We start from the raw sequence: 22,039 nt of genomic DNA, 5'->3' as shown, positions 1-22,039 counted from the left end.
AAGCTCAAGCTAAAAGGGCTGAGTCCTGTGCAGTACAGAACTCAGTTCTTGAGCAGCTAGCAAATTAAACCGTCCAACTATTTGGGGTCAGTTCACGCCGGCCCGCCATTTTTACGTTTTTACGCCTTACGCATTTAAATGCGTCGGACAGCTTAACTGAACGGCATTACGGCGCGCGGGCCGGTTTATGCTTACATCGCCAGCGCCTTTTCCACGGCGCCCACCAGTTTCTTGTCTTCCGGCGTCACCTTGCTGGGGAAGCTCTCCAGTACCTTGCCGTTGCGGTCGATCAGGTATTTATGGAAATTCCAGGCCGGCGTCTTGCCGGTCTGCTTGATCAGGTCGGCATAGAACGGGTTCGGCGTGGAGCCGGACACCGCCGACTTGGCGAACATGGGGAATTTCACGCCATAGGTGTTGTAGCACAGGTCGGCGATATCCTTGCTGTTGCCCGGCTCCTGGTTGCCGAAGTCATTCGACGGGAAGCCCAGCACCACCAATCCCTTGCTGCCGTATTTGGCATACAGCGCTTCGAGGCCTTCATACTGCTTGGTAAAGCCGCAATAGCTGGCCGTATTGACGACCAGCACGACCTTGCCCGCGTACTGACACAGGTTCTGCGGCGCTTCGTCCTGCAGGCGGTTGAAGGTCTGCTTGAGGATGGCCGGACAGGCTGCGGGCGCTGCCACGGCTGGAGCGGCGGCGGCTGCTACCGGCTGGGCGGCAAAAGCCGGCATGCCCGCGCACAGGGCGGTCAACGCAAACAGCTTGGCAATAGTCTTGGACATGCGGGCACCATGATGAAGGATAAAAAAGCATTTTATGCCAATCGCCCCGCTTGCGCATGCCACGGCGCCAATTGAGCGATATCAAGAGCAGGACAGTGCTTGCCCATGGGACATATTTTTTCCCTATGCTCGGCATACCCCATTGCAAGGACACGCCATGACCCATCCAGCCATCCCTGCCCTGTTCGCCGCCAGCCTGCTGCTGGCGCCGCAGGTGCATGCCATTACCAACCCCGCCAAGCCGGCGGTCCCCAAAGCCGAGGCCATCGCCCTGCCCGCGCTGCAGGTCGACTTGCGCCAGACCACGGTCTCCGGCCTGTCGTCGGGCGGCTTCATGGCGGCGCAGTTCGCCGTCGCCTATTCGGCCACCGTCAGCGGCGCCGGCATTATCGCCGGCGGGCCATATTACTGCGCCAGCCAGCCGGGCCGCTTTCCGTATATCGCTTACCTGAACAATGCCCTGAGCACCTGCATGAACCCGGGCGACGCACAGGTGTCCCCGCCCGATGCTGCCGGCCTGCTGCGCGCGGCGCAGGATTTTGCGCGCGACAAGCTGATCGACGACACCGGCAACCTGCAGCGCCAGCGCATCTATCTGTTCAGCGGCGCCAAAGACCAGACCGTAACGCGGCCAGTGGTTGAGCAGGTGGCCAGGTTTTACCAGTTGGCCGGCACGCCGGCCGCGCAAATCCGCCTTGCCGATACGGTGGCGGCCGGCCACGCCATCATTACCGACAGCCTGCAGGACTCGGCCTGCGACAGCACCGCGCCGCCGTTCATCAACAACTGCGGCTTTGTGCAGGCGCGCGACATCCTGCAGCATCTGTACCCGGACCTGCAACCATCATCGATTACCCTGAAGGGGAAACTGATCGCCTTCAACCAGCGCGGCTTTATCAGGAGTTCGTATTCCAGCATGGGCAATACGGGCTACGCTTATATACCCGCCGCCTGCAACAGCGAGAGCTGCCGCGTGCATGTGGTGTTCCACGGCTGCCTGCAAACCACGCAGGCGATCGGCGAGCAGTTTTATACACGCACCGGCTACAACCAGGTGGCCGATGCCAACAAGATCGTGGTGCTGTATCCGCAGGTCGAACCGAGCCCGATCTACCCCTACAACCCGAAAGGCTGCTGGGACTTCTGGGGCTACACCAGCATCAACCCGCTGGCGCCGGAGTTTTACCGCAAGAGCGGCACGCAGATGGAGGCGGTCAAGGCGATGCTCGACCGCCTGGCCGCGCGCAGAGGGTCGCGCTAGGACGGTTATTCGACCTTGTACGACGACAGCTTCGGGTCCGGCGCCGGGTAGGCCAGCTTCATGCCCTGCAGTGTTTCGAGCAGCAGCGAGGCCACCACCAGGTTGCGCTGGGTCTTGGAATTGGCCGGCACCACATACCAGGGCGCGTGATCGGCGTCGGTCTCGCGCAGCGTCGTTTCATAGGCGCGCTGGTAGGATGCCCACTTCTTGCGCTGCGAAATATCGTTCGGGTCGAACTTCCACTGGCGGTCGGGATCGTCCAGGCGTTCCTGCAGGCGGCCGCGCTGTTCGTCTTTCGAGATATGCAGGAAAATTTTCAGGATGACGGTACCGGTCTCGCTCAGCATGCGCTCAAAATCGCGGATCTGCGCAAAGCGGCGCTGGCATTCGGCCTTGTCGATCATGTCCTGCACGCGCGTGATCAAAACGTCTTCGTAATGGCTGCGGTTGAAAATGGCGATCTCGCCTTTCACCGGTACATGCTGGTGCACGCGCCACAGGTAGTCGTGCGCCAGTTCGATATCGGTTGGCCCCTTGAAGGCCACGGCGCGGATGCCCATCGGGTTGATATTGCTGAAGATGGCTTTCACCGTGCCATCCTTGCCCGAGGTGTCCATGCCCTGCAATACCAGCAGTACTTTCTGCTTGCGCTGCGCGTACAGCATGCTCTGGCACTCGGCGATCTGCGCCGTCAGGGCCTGTGTTTCCTCGCGGTCCAACGCCTTGCACTGGGCGTGGGTCAGCTTCTTGTTGGCGGCCTTGGTGGCGGCGCCCAGCAAGCGCTTGCCGGCAAAATCCTCGTCCAGGTCAAACCCTTTGCCGGCGCGGAACTGCGTGCGCGCCTTCATGCGGCCACCGGCAAGTTGCGGTGCTCGATTTTCGTGCAGTGATCCATTACCACGTCGAGACCGGCCGCGCGCGCAATCGCTGCGGCTTCCTGGTTGACGACGTCCAGTTGCAGCCACAGGCAGCCGGCCTTGATGGCCACCGCTTCTTCGGCGATGGGCACAATATCTTCGGCTTTGCGGAAAACATCAACGATATCGATGCGCTTGGGCGCCACGGAGGCGGCAGCCTCGCTCAGGGTGGCATAGGCGCGCTGGCCCAGCACTTCCTGGCCGGCCAGCGCCGGGTTGACGGGCACCACGCGGTAGCCGTGCTCCAGCAGGTACTCGGCCACCTGGTGGCTGGCGCGGTCAAGCTTGTCGGACATGCCGACGATGGCGATAATGCGGGCGTCTTGCAGAATGCGGGCGATAGAGGGCATGGTCAGGTCAACGATAAGCGTGCGGAATTGCCCGCCTAGCGTAGCAGATTCAGGCCATGCCTGGAGCCGGCTTACTTGCGGATGGCGGCCATCTGCGCGACGAACTCGCGCGCGCGGCTGGTGACGGCGGCGTAATCGCCCTTGGCGCCCGGGCCACTCAGGCTGCTGCCGATGCCGACAGCGATGGCCCCGCTGGCAAACCATTCACCGAGGTTTTCTACCGTCACGCCGCCGGTCGGCATCAACGGCACTTGCGGCAGCGGTGCGCGCAGGGCCTTGATATAGGCGGGGCCAAACATCTCGGCCGGGAACACCTTGACGATATCGGCACCAGCCTGCACCGCCGTGACGATTTCGGTCGGCGTCATGGCGCCCGGCATGGCCAGCACCTGGTAGCGCTGGCACACGGCGATGGTGTCGACATTGACGCCGGGCGAAATAATGAACTGGGCGCCGGCCAGGATCGCCGCACGCGCCGTTTCAGGGTCCAGCACCGTGCCCGCGCCCAACAGCACGTCCTTGCCGTGGCGCTCGCGCAGGGTGCGCAGCACGCCCAGCGTATCGGGCGTGGTGAACGCCACTTCCAGCGCCGTCACGCCGCCGGCGATGCACGCCTCGGCGATCTGTACCGCAGCCTCGGGCGAGTCGGCGCGCACGATACCCACCATGCCGCGCTCGACGATGCCCTGAAAAATTGTTTGTTTCAACATGCTGATTCTCCTGATCGATCAATTAAGCTGGCAGTGCACCAAAGCGCACTTCGGGCAAGCCGCGCACGCCTTCGATGTGCGCATGGAACAGGCCACCGGCCTGCGGTTCTGCCGCCAGTTGTTCCGGCGTCAGGTTTTCCTGCGCCGTGGTGATGAATACGTCGTTGCAAGCGGGGCCGCCGACGCTCACGCAGCTCGGCTGCGAGACGGGCAAAGTTACCTGCCGGGCGATGCTGCCGTCGGGCGCAAAGCGCAGCACGCGCGAAGCGCCCCACTGCGCGCTCCACAGATGATCATCGGCATCGATGGTGGCGCCGTCGGGCGCACCGGGTTCGCCGGCCAGATGCGCAAACACCTTGACCTGGCTGGCGTCGCCACCGAGGTAATCGTCCCAGCGCCAGATCACGCCCTGGATCGAGTCGCAGAAATACATGGCCGTGCCATCGACGCTGAAACAGATGCTGTTCGAGATCGCCACGTTCGGCAGCGGCAGGCGTTCCAGCGTCAGGTCCAGGTTCAGGCGGTAGAAACTGCCGATCGGATCGCGGCATGGGCGCTCGTCGAGGGTACCGAACACGAAGCGGCCCTGGCGATCGCAGCGGCCATCGTTCAGGCGCGTCATCGGCATATCCGCTTCCACCTCATGCAAGGTAGTCACGGCGCTGCTCCGCAGGTCATACCAGGCCAGGCGCGAGGCCAGTCCCAGCAGCAGCACATGCTCGTCGCCGGTCAGCGCAAAGCAGGCCAGGCGCTCGGGCATGGCCCAGGTTTCGCGTACGCCGCTGGCCAAGGTCAAAGCATGCAGCTTGCAGCCTTCGATATTGGTCCAGAACACGCGCCCGCTGCGTTCGCACCAGCGCACGCCCTCGCCCAGGAAATCCTGGGAGTCGACCAGCAGTTCGGCTTTTGTCTCCATATTTTTTCCTTTTTGACCTGGCTGTCATATAAGCGGCCAGTGTCATTTGTACCCCAGAAGCGAAAACTGGGGTCAGACGGGGACGCCGAGTCCCTGAGGGTCTGACCCCGGCCCTTGCTTTAGGGGTAATTGCTAATCAATGCGACTCGCGCGGTACGGCCGAGCCACGGCAACCGACCAGGAAGTCCAGGTCGGCGCCTTCGTCGGCCTGCATCACGTGCTTGATATACATCGACTGGTAGCCGCCACGCATGGTCGGGGCAATCGGCTTCCATTCGGCGCGGCGGCGCGCCAGTTCTTCGTCCGACACTTCCAGGTGCAGGCGGCGGCCATGCACGTCGAGTTCGATCATGTCGCCATCGCGCACCAGCGCCAGCGGGCCGCCGGCGGCCGCTTCCGGCGCCACGTGCAGCACTACGGTGCCGTACGCCGTGCCGCTCATGCGCGCGTCCGAAATGCGGACCATGTCGCGCACGCCCAGTTCCAGCAGTTTCTTCGGCAGGCCCATGTTGCCCACTTCGGCCATGCCGGGGTAGCCCTGCGGGCCGCAATTCTGCAGCACCATGATGCAGCTGGCGTCGATGTCCAGATCAGGATCATCGACCCGTTCCTTGTAGTGCTCGATGCTGCTGAAGACCACGGCGCGGCCGCGGTGCTGCATCAGTTCGGGCGAGGCGGCCGATGGCTTGATGACGGCGCCGCGCGGCGACAGGTTGCCGTGCAGGACGGCGATGCCGCCTTCGTCCTTGAACGGCTGTTCAAGCGGCGTGATGACTTCGGGATTGAAGTTTTCCGCTTCGGCCACGTTGATGGCCATGGTGGCGCCGGTCACCGTCAGCGCTTCGCCATGCAGCTTGTCCAGCAAATCGCGGATGATCACGGGCAGGCCACCTGCATAATAAAAATCTTCCATCAGGTACTGGCCGGACGGCATCAGGTTCAGCAGGCATGGAATGTCGCGGCCCAAGCGGTCCCAGTCGGCCAGGCGCATGTCGACGCCGATACGGCCGGCAATCGCCAGCAGGTGGATCACGGCATTGGTCGAGCCGCCGATGGCGCCGTTGACCATAATGGCGTTTTCAAACGCGTCGCGCGTCAGCACTTTCGACAGTTTCAGGTCTTCGTGCACCATGTCGACGATGCGGCGGCCCGTCAGCTGCGCCTGCAGCTTGCGGCGCGAATCGACGGCCGGAATCGCGGCGTTGCCCGGCAGGGTCACGCCCAGCGCTTCGACCATGCTGGCCATGGTCGATGCCGTACCCATGGTCATGCAGTGGCCGGCCGAGCGCGACATGCACGATTCGGCCTGCTTGAATTCGGCGGACGTCATGCGGCCGGCGCGGACGTCTTCGGAGAACTTCCAGACGTCGGTACCGGAGCCGATCGGCTTGCCACGGTAGTTACCGTTCAGCATCGGGCCACCCGACAGCACGATGGTCGGCAGGTCGACGCTGGCCGCGCCCATCAGCAGGGCCGGGGTGGTCTTGTCGCAGCCGGTCAGCAGCACCACGCCGTCGATCGGGTTGGCGCGGATCGATTCTTCGACATCCATGCTGGCCAGGTTGCGGAACAACATGGCGGTCGGGCGCAAATTGGTCTCGCCCAGCGACATGACGGGGAATTCGACCGGGAAGCCGCCTGCTTCGAGCACGCCGCGCTTGACCATTTCGGCCAGGTCGCGGAAGTGCGCGTTACATGGCGTCAGTTCGGACCAGGTATTGCAGATGCCGATGACCGGACGGCCATCGAAGGCGTCGCTGGGCATACCCTGGTTTTTCATCCAGCTGCGGTGGATGAAGCTGTCTTTGTCGTCGCCACCAAACCACGATTGCGAGCGTAATACTCGTTTGTTCTTTTGCTCGCTCACGCGGCCTCCTGCTGTGAAATCAAGCCGCGCGCGGCGGCAATTAAAAGGGCTCCATGGCCCGCCAGATTGGCTTGCTGTGCATCGTCGACGACGATGCGCTTGCCGTAAAAAAATCCGTGTTCTTCGATCAATAATGCCAGCGCCTGGCGCAGCATGGCCTTGCCCGTGATGACCAGGGTGGTCTCGGGGCGCATCTGGATGGCGCTGCTGTTGCGCAGCGCCAGCAGGTCGCCGCTGAGCACGGCGCCCATCAGGAAGTTGGCGCGTTCATTGCGCTCGACGGCGCCGAACTGGGCCAGCGTACGCACGCTGAAGCAGGCGCGCGCCAGACCGGTCTTCTGCGCGGCGGCGGCGCCGGCCAGCAGCATCTTCGGTACCAGCGACTCGGCAAAATCGCCGTCGACCGACTGGCGTATCAGGGTGTGTTGGGTAATCGCCTGCAGCAGCTCGCCGGCGATGGTGGTGGCGCAGCCCATGATGCGTCCCTGCTCGTCAACGCTGACCAGCTTGGTATGCGAACCGGGCATGATCAGGGTGGCCGCGCCCTGCAATTGCAGGCGGTCCAGCAAACCGATCACTTCTGTTTCTTCGCCGCGCATCATGTCCATCGCTTCGGCATTGTGCAGGCCGATGGCGCCATGCTGGTTGCGCACGCCCGGCACCAGCCACAGCGGCTGGGACAGTACGTCGGGCAGGTCGACCGCCTGCATGCCTTGCGCCAGTTGCGCCAGACCGGCCGGGGCCGGAAGATGCGGTATTTCCTTGACGCCCATGGGCGAGGTGATCATGCCTGAAGCAAGCACCAGCTTGATGTCGGCGCTGGCAATGGCCGCCTGCGATTGCACGGCGGCGATGCTGTCGCGCAGAGCCTGCTTGAGCGCGCCGTTATGGCCATCGATGGCCGTATTGCGCACACCGATTTCCTGTGAGGCATGGGCGACGACGGCGCCGTCCCGCCATAACAGCGTACGCGTATTGGTGGTGCCGGCATCGATGGTGATTATATTCATGGGCAAGTTTCGCGGCGTCAGTAAAAAGATGGGCTAAAAACTGCCCTATGTTAGAACCGCGCGGCATATCTGACCAATCACTTATTTAACAACATTGATACCGATTCCGATATGTCAAATGCATCGATATCCTGTACCCCCAAACGATACACGAAAGTGTGCCTGGCCGCCGCACCACAGGGCACATCCAGGGCTTGTGTTGCCAGGCAAAAACGGCGATTGTCCGAGTGCAAATGCAAGCGTGGCTGGGTAGTGAAAAAGCGCAACTCGCGGCCCGATGCCGGGTCCGCCACGCGCGCCGCTTCGCGCAGCAACCCGTCGCCGGCCAGGCAGAAGCCGTGGTCGAAGCCCACGGTGCCGGCCGGCTGGGCGCCGGGCCAGGCCAGGCGCGCGCCGAGCGGCGCCGGCTGGCGAAAATCAAACGCGCTGCCGGCCACGTCGGTCACAACAGCGGCCTGCAGATAATGGTCGGCCGCCAGGCGCAGCACATGATCTGCCACCACGCCGCCGCCATGCAGGTTGAACGAGGGTGCCGCCAGGCCGATGCGGGCCGGCGCGATTGCCACCGCCTCGCAGTCGATATGCAGGCCGCCATTGTCTTCCAGCCGGTAGCGCAGGCGCACGCACAGGCCATCCTGCGCCAGGCGCAGCTCAAGGCCGGCGTCGCTGGCGGCATCGCACTGCCAGCGCGGCGCAGCCGTCTCGCTGGCCGGCGCCGCCATCGCCTGCCCGAGCACATCGGCCAGGCGGCCATAGCGGTCGGGCGCCCACCACGCTTGCAGGCTGGCGTCGTGCGGGTTGACTTGCACCCGCATGCCACGACTGTTGCTCAAGATGTGGCTGCCGGCAGCGACGCTGATGGTCATGGAGAGGCCGCCTGTGGCGACCGGCTGCGCAACTGGAATTCGCGCGGCGTGCAGCCCAGTTCGCGCTTGAAGACGGCGTGCATGTACTGCACCGTGGTAAAGCCGCAGCGCACGGCGACGTCGGCCACCTGGCCCGGTTCGCGCGTGAGCAGGGTCTTGGCCGCATCGAGCTTGAAATGCAGGATCTCATCGTGCACGCTGCGCCCCAGCTCGTGGCGGAAATGCGCTTCCAGGGTCGAGCGCGACACGCCCACGTAATCGGCCACCTGCTCGGTCTTGATACCCTGGCAGGCGTACTGGCGAATGAAGTGGCGCGCCTGCATCACCTGCGGATGCTGGAACGGCTGGTGCCGCGTCGAGGCCAGCACATTCAGGCCGGCCGGCGGCACCAGGATGCGCGTGTCGGCCAGGCGCGCGCCGTTCAGCATCTGGTGCAGCAGGTGCGCAGCCGTGCGGCCCATCTCTTCGGCGCCCTGGATCACGGAGCTGAGCGGTATGCGCGTCAGCATGCGCGCCAGCGGGTCGTTGTCGATGCCGATCAGCGCTACTTGCTCGGGCACCGCAATGCCGGCATGCATGCAGGCCTGCAGCAACTGGCGCGCCCGCGCGTCGCTGACGGCAATGATGCCGACCGGTTTTTCCAGGCTGTTGAGCCAGGCGATCTGCTGCTCGACCGCCTCGTCCCACGACGGCGCGCTGGTGGCCACGCCCCGGTACACGTCGGCGCGCATGTGGTCGCGTTCCATCAGGGTGCAGAAGGCCGTTTCGCGCTCCTGTGCCCAGCGGTTCACATCGGCTTCGGGCAGGCTGAAACAGGCAAAGCGGCTCAATCCCGCTTCGACCAAGTGGTCGTAGGCCAGCTTGACGATCTTGAAGTTGTCGGTCGCGACATAGGGGATGCCGGCCGGGTAGCTGCTTTCCTGCGCGTAGGAGCCGCCGACGGCCACCACCGGCAGATGACTGTTGGCCAGTGCCGCGCAAACGGCCGGGTCATCGAAGTCGGCGATGATGCCGTCGCCCTGCCAGCGTTCAATACCGGGCAGGCGGCAGCGGAAGTCTTCTTCCAGGAACAAATCCCACGACACGCGCGTGGTGTTCAGATACGCCGCGATGCCGGCGATAATGTCGCGGTCGTAGATCTTGTTGCCATTGAAAAGCAGCGCGATCCGGTGCGCGGTCGGCATCTTCATGTGGGTGTCTCCTCCTTGTGGCGGCCGGGACGTATCTTCGTCCCTGGCTGCCTGTCACGCATCGGTCTTTTTACCGGCGTCCCGCCCTTGTACTAACGTCTACCCAGACGGCGAGGGTGAGGATACTGCCTTTCACGATCATCTGCCAATACGTGTCGACGTCCAGCATCGACATGCCGTTGTCGAGGCTGGCCATCACCAGCGCGCCGATCAGGGCGCCATACACGGTGCCCGAACCACCGCGCATCGAGGTGCCGCCGATAAAGCAGGCGGCAATCGCATCGAGTTCGCTGAAGGTGCCGGCCGAAGGCGAGCCTGCCGCCAGGCGGCCCGTGTTGATCAGGCCGGCCAGCGCACACATCAGGCCCATGATGCCGAAGATCCACAGCTTGACGGCTTTCACGTTGATGCCCGACAGGCGCGTCGCTTCCATATTGCTGCCCACCGCATAGATGCGGCGGCCAAATACCGTCTGGCTGGTGATATAGCTGAACAGGCCAAGCAGCGCCAGCAGCAGCAGCACCGGCAGCGGAATGCCTTCATAGCCGTTCAGGGTGCGCACGAAAGCGTACAGCACCGCGCCGATCACCGCCACGCGCAGGGTGTCGATCCACACCGCCGTTTGCGGCAAGCCATGCTGGGCGCGGCTGGTGCGGCCACGCCAGGTCAGGAAAGCGGCCAGCACGAACAGGAACACGCCCAGGATCACGCCCGGCGTGGCTGGCAGATAGCCCTGGCCCAGGTAGACCATCGGCTCGGAGACCGGCGCGATGGTGATGCCACCCGTAATGCCCAGCAAGATGCCGCGATACGCCAGCATGCCGCCCAGGCCGACGATAAACGACGGAATGCCCCGGTAGGCCGTCAGATAGCCGTTCAACAGGCCGATCACCAGGCCGCAGCCCAGCACCGCCATCAGGTTCAGCGCCAGCGGCCAGTGCTGCGTGACGTCGAGCACGGCGGCAATGCCGCCCAACAGGCCCAGCAAGGAGCCGATCGACAGGTCGATCTCGCCGGCGATAATCACCAGCACCATGCCGCAGGCCAGAATGCCGGTGACCGACATCTGGCGCAGCAGGTTCGACAGGTTGCGCGGCGTGACGAAGCTGCCTTCGGTCTTCCACGAAAAAAAGGCCCAGATCAGGGCCACTGCGATCAGCAGCGCCAGCATCTTGTACTGGGTAAAAAGTTGTTTCACGCTATGCGTATTCATGCGGCAGGTTCCTTGTGTGCAGTGTTGATGCCTGGCGCCGGGCGCTGGTCGAGCGCCGCCGCCAGCACGGTTTCCTGGCTGAGGCCATCGTTGATAAAGTCGCCGCGCAAGCGGCCTTCGCCCATCACCAGCACGCGGTCCGATACCCCCAGTACCTCGGCCAGCTCGGACGAGACCATGATGATGGCCACGCCCTGGTCGGCCAGCGCCAGCATCAGCTTGTAGATTTCATACTTGGCGCCGACATCGACGCCACGCGTCGGTTCGTCGAGGATCAGCACGCGCGGGCGCGTCAGCAGCATCTTGGCCAGCACCGCCTTTTGCTGGTTGCCGCCAGAAAGACTGGTAATCGGCAGCGAAGGGCTGGCCGTTTTCAGTTCCAGCTGGGCGATCTCGCCACGCACGGCCGACAGTTCCGCATCGCCGTCGATGCGCGTGGCGCGCGCGAACTGACCCAGCACCGACAGGGTGATGTTCTGGCCCACGTCGAGGTCCGGCACGATGCCGTGGTGCTTGCGGTCTTCGGGCACCATCGCCAGGCCCATGGCGATCGCCTTTTGCGGCGAGGTGGTGTCGATCTGCTTGCCATCGAGCCAGACTTCGGCCTGGCACGGCCCCTGGTAGGCGCCGAACAGCGCCGAGACCAGTTCCGTGCGCCCTGCTCCCACCAGCCCGGCAATGCCGAGGATTTCGCCGCGGCGCAAACTGAACGAGACATCGTCGACGCGCTTGCGCTGCGGATTGTCGGCGTCGATGCAGGTCACGTGGCGCGCCTCGAACAGTACCTCGCCGATCGCGTCTTTTTTGCTACGGTGCGGATACAGCTGGTTCATTTCGCGGCCCACCATCTGCGCGATGATGCGTTCGACATTCATCTGCGCCATCGGCGTGGTGGCGATATGCTTGCCGTCGCGGATAACGACAATGGTGTCGCAAATCGCCGCCACTTCATCAAGCTTGTGCGAAATATAGATGCAGGTGACGCCCTTGGCCTTCAATGCGCGGATGATATCGAGCAGCACGGCGATTTCGGACGCCGTCAACGACGACGACGGTTCGTCCAGGATCAGCAAACGCGCATTCTTGTTGAGCGCCTTGGCGATCTCCACCAGCTGCTGGTGGCCGCCGCCGTAATTCATCACCGGCAGCGCCACGTTCAGTTCGGGTATCTTCAGTTCGCGCAGCAGTTCGTCGGCGCGCTTGTACATGGCGCCATAATTCATGCGCCCGCCCGCCATGGTGATCTCGCGGCCCATGAAGATGTTTTCGGCCACCGACAGCTGCGGCACCAGCATCAGTTCCTGGTGGATGATGATGATGCCGGCCGCCTCGGTATCGCGGATCGATTCGGCGCGCAGGGGCTGGCCGTCCCACAGGATTTCGCCATCCCAGGTGCCGTGCGGGTACACGCCCGACAGCACCTTCATCAGGGTCGACTTGCCGGCGCCATTCTCGCCGCACAGGCCAATGCACTCGCCGGCCCGCACTTGCAGGTCGATGCCATCGAGCGCGCGGACACCGCCAAACTGTTTGACGATGCCTTTCATTTCAAGCAGATAGTCGGACATGCTCACTCTCGTTGCTGATAACAGAAACTACACCGGTTGTAGCTGGTATTCCCACCCCAACGTCGAAAGGCCGGGGTCGGACCCTCAGGGACTAGGCGTCCCCGTCCGACCCCAGTTTCTGCCGCTTGGTTGAAAGTAAAGCTAAGGCAATCAATTACCCAGCTGCGCCTTGGTATAGAAACCGTCGTCGACGAGAATGTTGACGTTCGCCTTGGTCAGCGGCGTTGGTTTGAGCAGCACGGTGCTGACTTTTTTCAGGCCATTGTCATAGCTGGAGTTGTAGGCCGGCTTTTCGTTGCGCGCCAGTTGCACGGCCAGTTTGGCCGCTTCCGAAGCGATGGTTTTCAACGGCTTGTAGACGGTCATGGCCTGGGTGCCGGCGATCACGCGCTTGACGGCGGCCAAGTCGGCATCCTGGCCCGAGACCGGTACCTTGCCGGCCAGTTTTTGCGCGGCCAGCGCCTGGATCGCGCCGCCGGCGGTGCCGTCGTTCGAGGCGACGATGGCGTCGATCTTGTTGTTGTTGGCCGTCAGCGCGTTTTCCACGATCGACAGCGCTTCGGTGGCGCTCCAGTCCTTGACCCATTGCTGGCCGACGATCTTGATGTCGCCCTTGTCGATGAACGGTTTCAGCACCTTCATCTGGCCTTCGCGCAGCATCTTGGCGTTGTTGTCGGTCGGCGCACCGCCCAGCAGGTAGTAATTGCCTTTCGGTTGTACCTTGGTCACGCCTTCGGCCTGCATTTCGCCGACTTTTTCATTGTCGAACGAAATGTACGCGTCGATATCGGCGCCCAGGATCAGTCGGTCATACGACAGCACCTTGATGCCGGCTTTTTTGGCTTCCTTGACGGTGTTGTTCAGTACCGTCGCGTTGAACGGCACGATCACCAGCACGTCGACGCCGCGCGAGATCAGGTTTTCGATCTGCGAAATCTGGCGCTGCTCGCTGGCGTCGGCCGATTGCACGAACACCTTGGCGCCCTGCTTTTCGGCGGCGGCGATAAAGAAATCGCGGTCGCGCGTCCAGCGTTCCACGCGCAGGTCGTCGATGGAAAAGCCGATCTTCGGGTTTTTGGCATCGGCCAGGGCGGCGCCGCTGGTCATTGCCAGCATGGCGGTCATGATGGCGGCGCTGATGATCTTGTTCATGGTGTGTCTCCTAGTGGATGTTATTAACAACGTTTTTTAACTACGGGTGCTTCTGAAAAATTTTGTGTCTGTGGTGGTGTCGGGTTACGCGCGCAGCGCTAACCCGACCTACCTGCTAATGGTTATGCCGTGGCAGGGTCTGGCCCACGGCGCGGTATTTCAGCGCCAGCTCCATGCAGGCGCCCGTTTCCAGCTGGCCCACGCTGGCGCGGTAGATTTCCTGCCATGGCGTGGCACTCTCGTTGATAGGTGGCGGCAGTTCTTTCGCGCGGCGCGCCAGTTCGGCCTCGTCGACCAGCATGTCGCAGCGGCCGGCAGCCAGGTCGACGCGGATCATGTCGCCCGTGCGCAGCAGCGCCAGGCCGCCACCGACCGCGCTTTCGGGCGAGGCGTTCAGGATCGACGGGCTGTCCGAGGTGCCGGACTGGCGCCCGTCGCCCAGGGTCGGCAAATTCTGGATGCCGGCTTTCAGCAAGGCGTCGGGCGGCTGCATGTTGACCACTTCGGCAGAACCTGGCCAGCCGACCGGGCCGGCGCCGCGCATCACCAGCATGCAGCTGTCGTCGATCGCCAGCGCCGGGTCGTTGATGCGGGCGTGGTAATCGCTTGAACCGTCGAACACGATGGCGCGCGCTTCGAACACGCCTTCGCTGCCGGGGCGCGACAGGTAGCGCTCGCGGAAAGCAGGCGAAATCACGCTGGTCTTCATGATGGCAAAGTCGAACAGATTGCCCTGCAGGGCCAGGAAACCGGCCTTTTCCTTCAATGGTTCGGCAAACGGGCGGATCATCTCGCGGTCATTGCTCTCCTGGCCGGCCAGGTTTTCCAGCATGGTCTTGCCGGTAACCGTGGGGCGGTTGGCATGCAGCAAGCCTGCCTGCTGCAGTTCCCACATGATGGCCGGCACGCCGCCGGCTCGGTGGAAGCGCTCGCCCAGATACTTCCCGGCCGGCTGCATGTTCAGCAGCAGCGGCACGTCGTAGCCATGCGCCATCCAGTCGCTCGAATGGAGCTCGACTCCGGCGTGGCGCGCCATTGCCATCAAATGCGGCTGGGCGTTGGTCGAGCCGCCGATGGCCGCGTTGACAATGATCGCGTCCAGGAATGCTTCGCGCGTCAAAATGGTTGACGGACGTACGTCATCATGCGCCAGGGCGACGATGCGTCGCCCCGTTTCATAGGCGATCTGGCCCCGTTCGCGGTACGGCGCGGGAATTGCCGAGCAGCCCGTCAGCGACATGCCCAAGGCTTCGGCCAGCGCGTTCATGGTCGAGGCCGTGCCCATGGTGTTGCAGTGGCCGGCCGACGGCGCCGAAGCGGCGGCGATCTGCAGGAATTTGTCGTTGTCGATCAGGCCGGCGGAGAGTTGCCGGCGGCCTTTCCAGATGGCCGCGCCCGAGCCCACCAGTTCGCCGTCCATCCAGCCGTCGAGCATCGGGCCGCCCGACAGCACGATGGCGGGAATGTCCACCGTGGCGGCGGCCATCAATTGCGCCGGCGTGGTCTTGTCGCAGCCGGTGGTCAGCACCACCGCGTCGATCGGATAGCCGTGCAGGATCTCCACCAGGCCCAGGTACGCCAGGTTGCGGTCCAGCGCGGCCGTCGGCCTGCGGCAGTTTTCAAAGATCGGGTGCAGCGGGAATTCCATCGGAATGCCGCCGGCGTCGCGGATGCCGTCGCGCACGCGCTTGGCCAGGTCCAGGTGGATGCGGTTGCACGGGCTGATGTCGCTGCCGCTTTGGGCGATGCCGATGATGGGCCGGCCCGAGCGCAGTTCCTCGGCCGTGATGCCGTAGTTCATGAAGCGCTCGAGGTACAGCGCCGTCATGTCGATATGGTCGGGATTGTCGAACCAGTCCTGCGAGCGGAAGCGGCGCGGCGCGCCGGTCGGTGGAATTTTCAGCTCGCTCATGCGCCGTACCAGCCTGCGTCGACATAGTATTCACGGCCGGCGCACTTGGCGGCATTGTCCGACGCCAGGAACAGCGCCAGCGCCGCCACGTCTTCCGGCTCCACGCGCAACTGCAGGCACTGGCCCTGCAGGATTACCGCTTCGGCTTCCGGCGTATGCCACAGGCGCTCCTGGCGCGGCGTGCGCACCGCGCCGGGGATGATGCAGTTGACGCGGATGCCATCGACGCCAAGGTCGCGCGCCAGGCCGCGCGTCAGGCCTTCGATGCCGGCCTTGGCCGTCATGTAGATCGACAGGTTGGCTTGCGCCAGGTGCCACGAGATCGATCCCAGGTTCAGGATCACGCCGCTTTTGCGGGCGCGCATGGCCGGCGCCACGGCCTGGGCGCAGAAATACTGGTGGCGCAGGTTGACCGCGATGCGCTCGTCCCAGTAGGCGGGCGTGACGTTTTCGATCTGGTGGCGGTCGTCGTTGGCGGCGTTGTTGATCAGGATATCGGTGGCGCCAACCGAGGCTTCAATGTCGGCAAAGGTAGTGGCCAGCGCGGCCAGATCCGTCAGGTCGCAATGACGGAACACGGGCGGTTGCGGCAGGTCGGCCAGCTTGGCTTCCAGTTCGCGCGAAGGCTCGGTGGCGATGTCGAGGAAAGTGACCTGGGCGCCCTGGCGCGCAAACGCTTCGACGATGGCCACGCCGATGCCGGTGCCGCCACCGGTAATGATGACGTTTTTTCCGGCCAGGCTGGGATAGGTTGCATGCAGCATTAGTGTCTCTCGTATTATTTTGTGTAAGGTATGAATCAGATCAGGCCGCGTTTTGCCAGATTGCCGTACAGCGCGCGCACGCCGAACTGCCACGGCGCGATCGTGTCGCAATGCTGGACTTCATTGACCAGCGCGCCCAGGGCCGGGCTGGCAATCGTCACGCGGTCGCCCAAGTGGTGGGTAAAGCCGCCGCCCGGCGCGCCACGGTCTTTCACGGGCGAGAACATGGTGCCCAGGAACAGCATGAAGCCGTCCGGATACTGGTGGTACTGGCCGGCAGTCTGGCGCACCAGGTCGAGCGGATCGCGGCTGATTTCGCGCATGAAGCTGGCGCCGTCCAGCACGAAGCCGTCGTCGGCGCCCTCGATCAGCAGCGACACTTCGGCGTCGCGCACGGTGTCGATGGTAAAGCTGTCGTCGAACAGGCGAATGAAGGGGCCGATGGCGCAGGAACCGTTGTTGTCCTTGGCCTTGCCCAGCAGCAGCGCGCTGCGCCCTTCGATATCGCGCAGGTTGACGTCGTTGCCCAAGGTCGCGCCCAGCACTTCGCCGCGGCTGTTGACGGCCAGGACGATTTCCGGTTCCGGGTTGTTCCAGGCAGATGCCGGCAGCAGGCCCACCTGCGCGCCGCAGCCGACCGACGACATCGGCTGGGCCTTGGTAAACACTTCGGCGTCGGGGCCGATGCCCACCTCCATGTATTGCGACCAGGCGCCACGCTGCTGCAATTGCTCTTTCAGGCGCTGTGCCGCGTCCGAACCGGGCTTCAGGGCCGACAGGTCGCTGCCCAGGGTCGCTTGCAGGGCGGCGCGCAAGGTATTGGCCTTGTCGGCATTGCCGCCGGCCTGTTCCTCGATCACGCGCTCGAGCAGGCTGACGGCAAACGTCACGCCGCAAGCCTTGACAGCCTGCAGGTCGCATGGTGCCAGCAACAAGGGCTGGCCTGCCGGCGCGGCCAGGGCCTGCCCTAGCAATTGCTCTACCTGTCCCAGCGACTCGCCTTGCGCCTGGCGGACAAACTCGAGCGGATTGTCGCGCTCCAACAACTCCGACACGGTCGATACCGACGCCGTGATGTCAAATACTTCACCGCCGCGCACGGCCACCACGCAGGGACCATCGCGCCAGATACGGCCGATCAGGGTGGCGTTGGCCAGGTCGGCAGGCAGCAGGGAAACAGGGGAAATCGGCAACATGGCGGCTTTCGGGAAAATGGGAGCAAAGTTCAGGTGAGGCCGATTCTGCGCGCCGTCCAACGCCGCCGCAATTACGAAAATCACCAAATTGCATGATGATTATTGGTATTGCGACGCACCAAAAAACCCTGCTTCATGGGGGCCGGCTGCGTCTGGCCGTGGTCCAGGAAAATGGTTGCGGCAGTGCATCAATACAGGTGCTGATATCTTTTTGGATATCGCATATGTGAAAAAATTGATTGGTGAGGTCTCACTGGACAAACTAGTATCAGCCGTGGCCTGGATTGGCCACCAGCGCCAAGCCGGCCGACAGACCGATACGCTGGACCATTCAACTATTCAAAGACGGTGGAGACCTAATATGAAAACAACAATGAAAATGCTGAGCGCCAGCTTGGTGCTGGCCATGTCCGGCATGACCGTGGTACCAATGGCCAACGCCGCAGACAAGGGCGCGGTCGGCATTTCGATGCCAACCAAATCGTCGATGCGCTGGATCGCCGACGGCGACAACATGGTCAAGGTGTTCAAGGAGCGCGGCTACAAGACCGACTTGCAGTTCGCCGACGACGATATCCCGAACCAGCTGGCACAAGTGGAAAACATGATCACCAAGGGCGCCAAGGTGCTGGTGATCGCCGCCATCGACGGCACCACCCTGTCGAACGTGCTGCAAAAAGCCGCCGACAAGGGCATCAAGGTCATTTCCTATGACCGCCTGATCCGCGGCACGAAAAACATCGACTACTACGCAACGTTCGACAACTTCCAGGTCGGCGTGCTGCAAGCTGGCTATATCGAATCGGCGCTGAAGCTGAAAGAAGGCAAGGGCCCGTTCAATATCGAACTGTTTGGCGGTTCGGCTGACGACAACAACGCGCACTTCTTCTACAACGGCGCCATGTCGGTCCTGAAACCATACATCGACAGCGGCAAGCTGGTGGTGCGTTCGAAGCAGATGGGCATGGAAAAAGTGGCCACCCTGCGCTGGGACGGCGCCGTGGCGCAAGCCCGCATGGACAACCTGCTGAGCGCCTACTACGGCAATGCCCGCGTTGACGCGGTGCTGTCGCCATATGACGGCCTGAGCATCGGTATCCTGTCGTCGCTGAAAGGCGTCGGCTACGGTACGCCGAAGCAGCCATTCCCGGTCGTGACGGGCCAGGATGCCGAGATCCCATCGGTGAAATCGATCATCCGTGGCGAGCAGGCTTCGACCGTGTTCAAGGACACGCGCGAACTGGCCAAAGTGACCGCCAACATGGTCGATGCGATGATGACCGGCAAAACGCCGACCGTCAACGACACCAAGACCTACAACAATGGCGTGAAAGTCGTGCCATCGTTCCTGCTCAAACCGGTCATCGTCGACAAGGCGAACTGGAAGCAAGTGCTGGTCACCGGCAGCAGCTACTACACCGAAGCGCAAGTAAAGTAATTTAGCAGACGGGTACTGAGGGCCCGGCGACGCCGGGCCTTTCGCTTCACAGAATTCTAGAACAAACTGCCGCACGGCCAGCGCCAAGGGCAAACCATGGCGCGCGGCCGTGCCAGAGAGGTTATATGACGAACACTATCCTGGAAATGCGCGGGATACGCAAGACGTTCCCGGGCGTGGTTGCGCTCGACAATGTCAACCTGCGCGTGCGCAGCGGCGAAATCCACGCCATCGTGGGTGAAAACGGCGCCGGCAAATCGACCCTGATGAAAGTACTGAGTGGCGTATACGGCTACGGCAGCTACTCGGGCGACATCGATTACCAGGGCCAGACCCGGCAATTTCGCGGCATCAAGGACAGCGAAGAAATCGGCATCATCATCATTCACCAGGAACTGGCGCTGGTGCCTCAGCTGTCGATCGCCGAGAATATTTTCCTCGGCAACGAGCCGTCGACAATGGGCGTCATCGACTGGGAACACGCGCAAAGCAAGACGCGCGAACTGCTGCAGAAAGTCGGCCTGAAAGAGTCGCCCGACACCCTGATCACGAACCTGGGCGTGGGCAAGCAGCAACTGATCGAAATCGCCAAGGCACTGTGCAAGGACGTCAAGCTGCTGATCCTCGACGAGCCGACTGCCAGCCTGAACGAAAGCGACAGCGCGGCCCTGCTCGACCTGCTGCTGGGCCTGAAAGCCCAGGGCATTTCGTCGATCCTGATTTCGCACAAACTGAATGAAATTTCGCGCGTCGCCGATGCGATCACGGTGCTGCGCGACGGTAACACCGTCGACAGTTTCGACTGCCGCGCCGAACCCGTCAGCGAAGACCGCATCATTGAAAAAATGGTCGGACGCGAGATGGCCGACCGCTATCCGCCGCGCACGCCAACCATCGGCGAGACCATTTTCGAAGTGCGCGACTGGAAGGTCTACCATCCCGAGCACGCCGACCGCGCCGTTATCAAGGGCATCAACATGCATGCCAAAAAGGGCGAGATCATCGGTATCGCCGGCCTGATGGGTTCCGGACGCACGGAACTGGCAATGAGCATTTTTGGCCGCGCCTACGGCCAGCGCATCAGCGGCACGGTACTCAAGAACGGCCAGGAAATCGACGTCAGCACCATCGGCAAGGCGATCGCCCACGGCCTGGCGTATGTGACGGAAGACCGCAAGGGCCTGGGCCTGATCCTGGAAGAAGACATCCAGAAAAACACCAGCCTGGCCAACCTCGATGCGATTTCGACCAACATGGTGATCGACGAGCAGCGCGAATTCAGCGTGGCCGAAGAATTCCGCCGCAAGCTCAAGACGCGTTGCTCGAGCGTGGCGCAAAAAGTAGTCAACCTGTCCGGCGGCAACCAGCAGAAAGTGGTGCTGGCAAAGTGGCTGTTTTCGCGCCCCGACGTGCTGATCCTCGATGAACCGAGCCGCGGCATCGACGTTGGCGCCAAGTACGAGATCTACAGCATCATCAGCGACCTGGCCGCCGAAGGCAAATGCATCATCATGATTTCGTCGGAAATGCCGGAATTGCTGGGCATGTGCGACCGGATCTATGTCATGAACGAAGGCCGCTTTGCGGCAGAACTAAGCGCAGCAGAAGCGTCGCAAGAAAGAATCATGCGCGCAATCGTCACACACGGAGAGAACAATGGATAACAAAATGACAGCCGGCGCGCCAGCAACGCCAGCGGCCGCACCGGAAGCGAAAAGCTACGCCGGCTTTTTGAAAAACAATATGCGCGACTACGGCATGCTGCTGTCGCTGATCGTCATCATGGGCTTTTTCCAGTACATGACGAACGGCACCCTGATGGAGCCGCTGAACCTGACCAACCTGGTGCTGCAGAACAGCTACATCGTCATCATGGCGCTGGGCATGCTGATGGTCATCGTGGCCGGCCATATCGACCTGTCGGTCGGCTCGGTGGTGGGCTTTGTCGGCGCACTGGCGGCCGTATTGATCGTCAACTACGAGATGAACTTTGTCGCCGCCAGCATCATCTGCCTGATCGCCGGCGCCGTCATCGGCGGCGCGCAAGGCTATTTTGTCGCCTTCTTCAAGATTCCGTCCTTTATCGTCACCCTGGCCGGCATGCTGGTGTTCAAGGGCCTGACCCTGGCGCTGCTGGCTGGCCAGTCGGTCGGTCCTTTCCCTGAAGGCTTCCAGATGCTGAGTTCGGGCTTCCTGCCCGATCCGTTCGGTGGTCAAAACCTGCGCGGCTTCTCGCTGCTGCTGGGCGTGATCGCCGCCGCCGCCCTGATCTTCACCTCGCTGCGCAGCCGCGCCAAGCAGATGAAACACGGCATGGAAAACGAGCCACGCGCCTTCTTCCTGCTGAAAAACGGCGTGTTCGCCGCCGTCATGGTGTACTTCAGCTACCTGCTGTCGTCGTACCGCGGCTTCCCGAACGTGCTGGCCGTGATGTCGATCCTGATCGTCGCCTACACCTTCATCACCAACCGCACCGTGCTGGGCCGCCGTGTCTACGCCGTCGGCGGCAATGAAAAAGCGGCGCGCCTGTCGGGCATCAAGACCGAGCGTGTCAGCTTCTACACTTTCGTCAACATGGGCATGCTGGCCGCCCTGGCCGGCCTGATCTTCGCGGCACGTTTGAATACCGCCACGCCGAAAGCCGGTACCGGCTTCGAACTGGACGTGATCGCAGCATGTTTTATCGGCGGCGCTTCGGCTTCCGGCGGCGTCGGCAAGGTGATGGGAGCGGTGATTGGCGCCTTCATCATGGGCGTGATGAACAACGGCATGTCCATCATGGGCATCGGCATCGATTACCAGCAGGTGATCAAGGGCCTGGTGCTGCTGGCTGCCGTGTTTATCGACGTCGTTAATAAAAATAAATGAGAAGAACAAACTAGAGAAGGTTCGAGCCTTTAGGGGGTTCAAGCCGGCGCATG

Annotated in this window: 19 protein-coding genes; 4 read left to right on the top strand and 15 right to left on the bottom strand. The window is 62.8% G+C overall.

The window, feature by feature from the left end; genetic code table 11:
• Window positions 1-191 precede the first annotated feature (191 nt).
• Window positions 192-788, bottom strand: coding sequence for a glutathione peroxidase (locus tag AC0Z42_RS22625; protein WP_485470426.1), 597 nt, complete (start codon window positions 786-788; stop codon window positions 192-194).
• Window positions 789-945: 157 nt separating this feature from the next.
• Between AC0Z42_RS22625 and AC0Z42_RS22620 the strand changes: the two genes are divergently transcribed.
• Window positions 946-2,049, top strand: coding sequence for an extracellular catalytic domain type 2 short-chain-length polyhydroxyalkanoate depolymerase (locus tag AC0Z42_RS22620; RefSeq protein WP_485470425.1), 1,104 nt, complete (start codon window positions 946-948; stop codon window positions 2,047-2,049).
• Window positions 2,050-2,054: 5 nt separating this feature from the next.
• Here the strand turns inward: AC0Z42_RS22620 and AC0Z42_RS22615 are convergent, their stop codons facing one another.
• The 14 genes from AC0Z42_RS22615 to AC0Z42_RS22550 form a co-directional block, all read right to left on the bottom strand.
• Window positions 2,055-2,897 (bottom strand): PPK2 family polyphosphate kinase, encoded by an 843-nt coding sequence (locus AC0Z42_RS22615; RefSeq protein ID WP_485470424.1) that lies wholly within the window; start codon window positions 2,895-2,897, stop codon window positions 2,055-2,057.
• The gene (locus AC0Z42_RS22610; protein ID WP_485470423.1) at window positions 2,894-3,316 is read right to left on the bottom strand and encodes a CoA-binding protein; all 423 of its coding nucleotides are present in this window, start codon (window positions 3,314-3,316) and stop codon (window positions 2,894-2,896) included. The genes AC0Z42_RS22615 and AC0Z42_RS22610 overlap by 4 nt, the downstream gene beginning before the upstream one ends.
• Window positions 3,317-3,387: 71 nt before the next feature.
• Window positions 3,388-4,026 carry a bifunctional 4-hydroxy-2-oxoglutarate aldolase/2-dehydro-3-deoxy-phosphogluconate aldolase gene (locus AC0Z42_RS22605; protein WP_485470422.1) on the bottom strand — a complete coding sequence of 213 codons (639 nt, stop codon included), beginning with the start codon at window positions 4,024-4,026 and terminating at the stop codon, window positions 3,388-3,390.
• A 22-nt stretch (window positions 4,027-4,048) separates the two neighbouring features.
• Window positions 4,049-4,942, bottom strand: a complete 894-nt coding sequence (locus AC0Z42_RS22600; RefSeq protein ID WP_485470421.1) for an SMP-30/gluconolactonase/LRE family protein — start codon at window positions 4,940-4,942, stop codon at window positions 4,049-4,051.
• Window positions 4,943-5,078: 136 nt separating this feature from the next.
• Window positions 5,079-6,809: an L-arabinonate dehydratase gene (araD, locus tag AC0Z42_RS22595; protein WP_485470420.1), complete on the bottom strand. Its 1,731-nt coding sequence runs from the start codon at window positions 6,807-6,809 to the stop codon at window positions 5,079-5,081.
• Window positions 6,806-7,819, bottom strand: coding sequence for a 2-dehydro-3-deoxygalactonokinase (locus AC0Z42_RS22590; RefSeq protein WP_485470419.1), 1,014 nt, complete (start codon window positions 7,817-7,819; stop codon window positions 6,806-6,808). Before AC0Z42_RS22590 ends, araD begins: the two co-directional genes overlap by 4 nt.
• Window positions 7,820-7,896: 77 nt before the next feature.
• On the bottom strand, window positions 7,897-8,685 hold the full coding sequence (locus tag AC0Z42_RS22585; protein ID WP_485470418.1) for an aldose epimerase family protein: 789 nt from the start codon (window positions 8,683-8,685) through the stop codon (window positions 7,897-7,899).
• On the bottom strand, window positions 8,682-9,875 hold the full coding sequence (locus AC0Z42_RS22580; RefSeq protein ID WP_485470417.1) for a XylR family transcriptional regulator: 1,194 nt from the start codon (window positions 9,873-9,875) through the stop codon (window positions 8,682-8,684). Before AC0Z42_RS22580 ends, AC0Z42_RS22585 begins: the two co-directional genes overlap by 4 nt.
• 70 nt (window positions 9,876-9,945) lie before the next feature.
• Complete coding sequence (locus tag AC0Z42_RS22575) at window positions 9,946-11,088, bottom strand: sugar ABC transporter permease (RefSeq protein WP_485470416.1); 1,143 nt, start codon at window positions 11,086-11,088, stop codon at window positions 9,946-9,948.
• Entirely contained in the window at window positions 11,085-12,656 is a 1,572-nt protein-coding gene (xylG, locus tag AC0Z42_RS22570) for a D-xylose ABC transporter ATP-binding protein (RefSeq protein ID WP_485470415.1), read from the bottom strand. The genes AC0Z42_RS22575 and xylG overlap by 4 nt, the downstream gene beginning before the upstream one ends.
• Window positions 12,657-12,806: 150 nt before the next feature.
• The gene (gene xylF / locus AC0Z42_RS22565) at window positions 12,807-13,781 is read right to left on the bottom strand and encodes a D-xylose ABC transporter substrate-binding protein (protein ID WP_485470433.1); all 975 of its coding nucleotides are present in this window, start codon (window positions 13,779-13,781) and stop codon (window positions 12,807-12,809) included.
• Window positions 13,782-13,923: 142 nt separating this feature from the next.
• Complete coding sequence (locus AC0Z42_RS22560; protein WP_485470414.1) at window positions 13,924-15,720, bottom strand: IlvD/Edd family dehydratase; 1,797 nt, start codon at window positions 15,718-15,720, stop codon at window positions 13,924-13,926.
• A complete protein-coding gene (gene xylB, locus AC0Z42_RS22555) occupies window positions 15,717-16,484 on the bottom strand; it encodes a D-xylose 1-dehydrogenase (RefSeq protein ID WP_485470413.1) in 768 nt (255 codons plus the stop codon). Before xylB ends, AC0Z42_RS22560 begins: the two co-directional genes overlap by 4 nt.
• A gap of 35 nt (window positions 16,485-16,519) precedes the next feature.
• A complete protein-coding gene (locus tag AC0Z42_RS22550; protein ID WP_485470412.1) occupies window positions 16,520-17,680 on the bottom strand; it encodes a fumarylacetoacetate hydrolase family protein in 1,161 nt (386 codons plus the stop codon).
• Window positions 17,681-18,086: 406 nt separating this feature from the next.
• Between AC0Z42_RS22550 and chvE the strand changes: the two genes are divergently transcribed.
• The 3 genes from chvE to mmsB all read left to right on the top strand — a co-directional run bounded on the left by chvE (window position 18,087) and on the right by mmsB (window position 21,986).
• Window positions 18,087-19,118 carry a multiple monosaccharide ABC transporter substrate-binding protein gene (chvE, locus tag AC0Z42_RS22545; RefSeq protein WP_485470432.1) on the top strand — a complete coding sequence of 344 codons (1,032 nt, stop codon included), beginning with the start codon at window positions 18,087-18,089 and terminating at the stop codon, window positions 19,116-19,118.
• A gap of 125 nt (window positions 19,119-19,243) precedes the next feature.
• Window positions 19,244-20,782, top strand: coding sequence for a multiple monosaccharide ABC transporter ATP-binding protein (gene mmsA, locus AC0Z42_RS22540; protein WP_485470411.1), 1,539 nt, complete (start codon window positions 19,244-19,246; stop codon window positions 20,780-20,782).
• Window positions 20,775-21,986, top strand: a complete 1,212-nt coding sequence (gene mmsB / locus AC0Z42_RS22535; RefSeq protein ID WP_485470410.1) for a multiple monosaccharide ABC transporter permease — start codon at window positions 20,775-20,777, stop codon at window positions 21,984-21,986. Before mmsA ends, mmsB begins: the two co-directional genes overlap by 8 nt.
• The last annotated feature ends 53 nt before the right edge of the window (window positions 21,987-22,039 follow it).

The organism is Janthinobacterium sp. 1L-D-8-B-C4, assembly GCF_057291295.1.
Note: the sequence above shows the minus strand (reverse complement) of the source record. Positions and strands in the feature narration are given on the sequence as shown.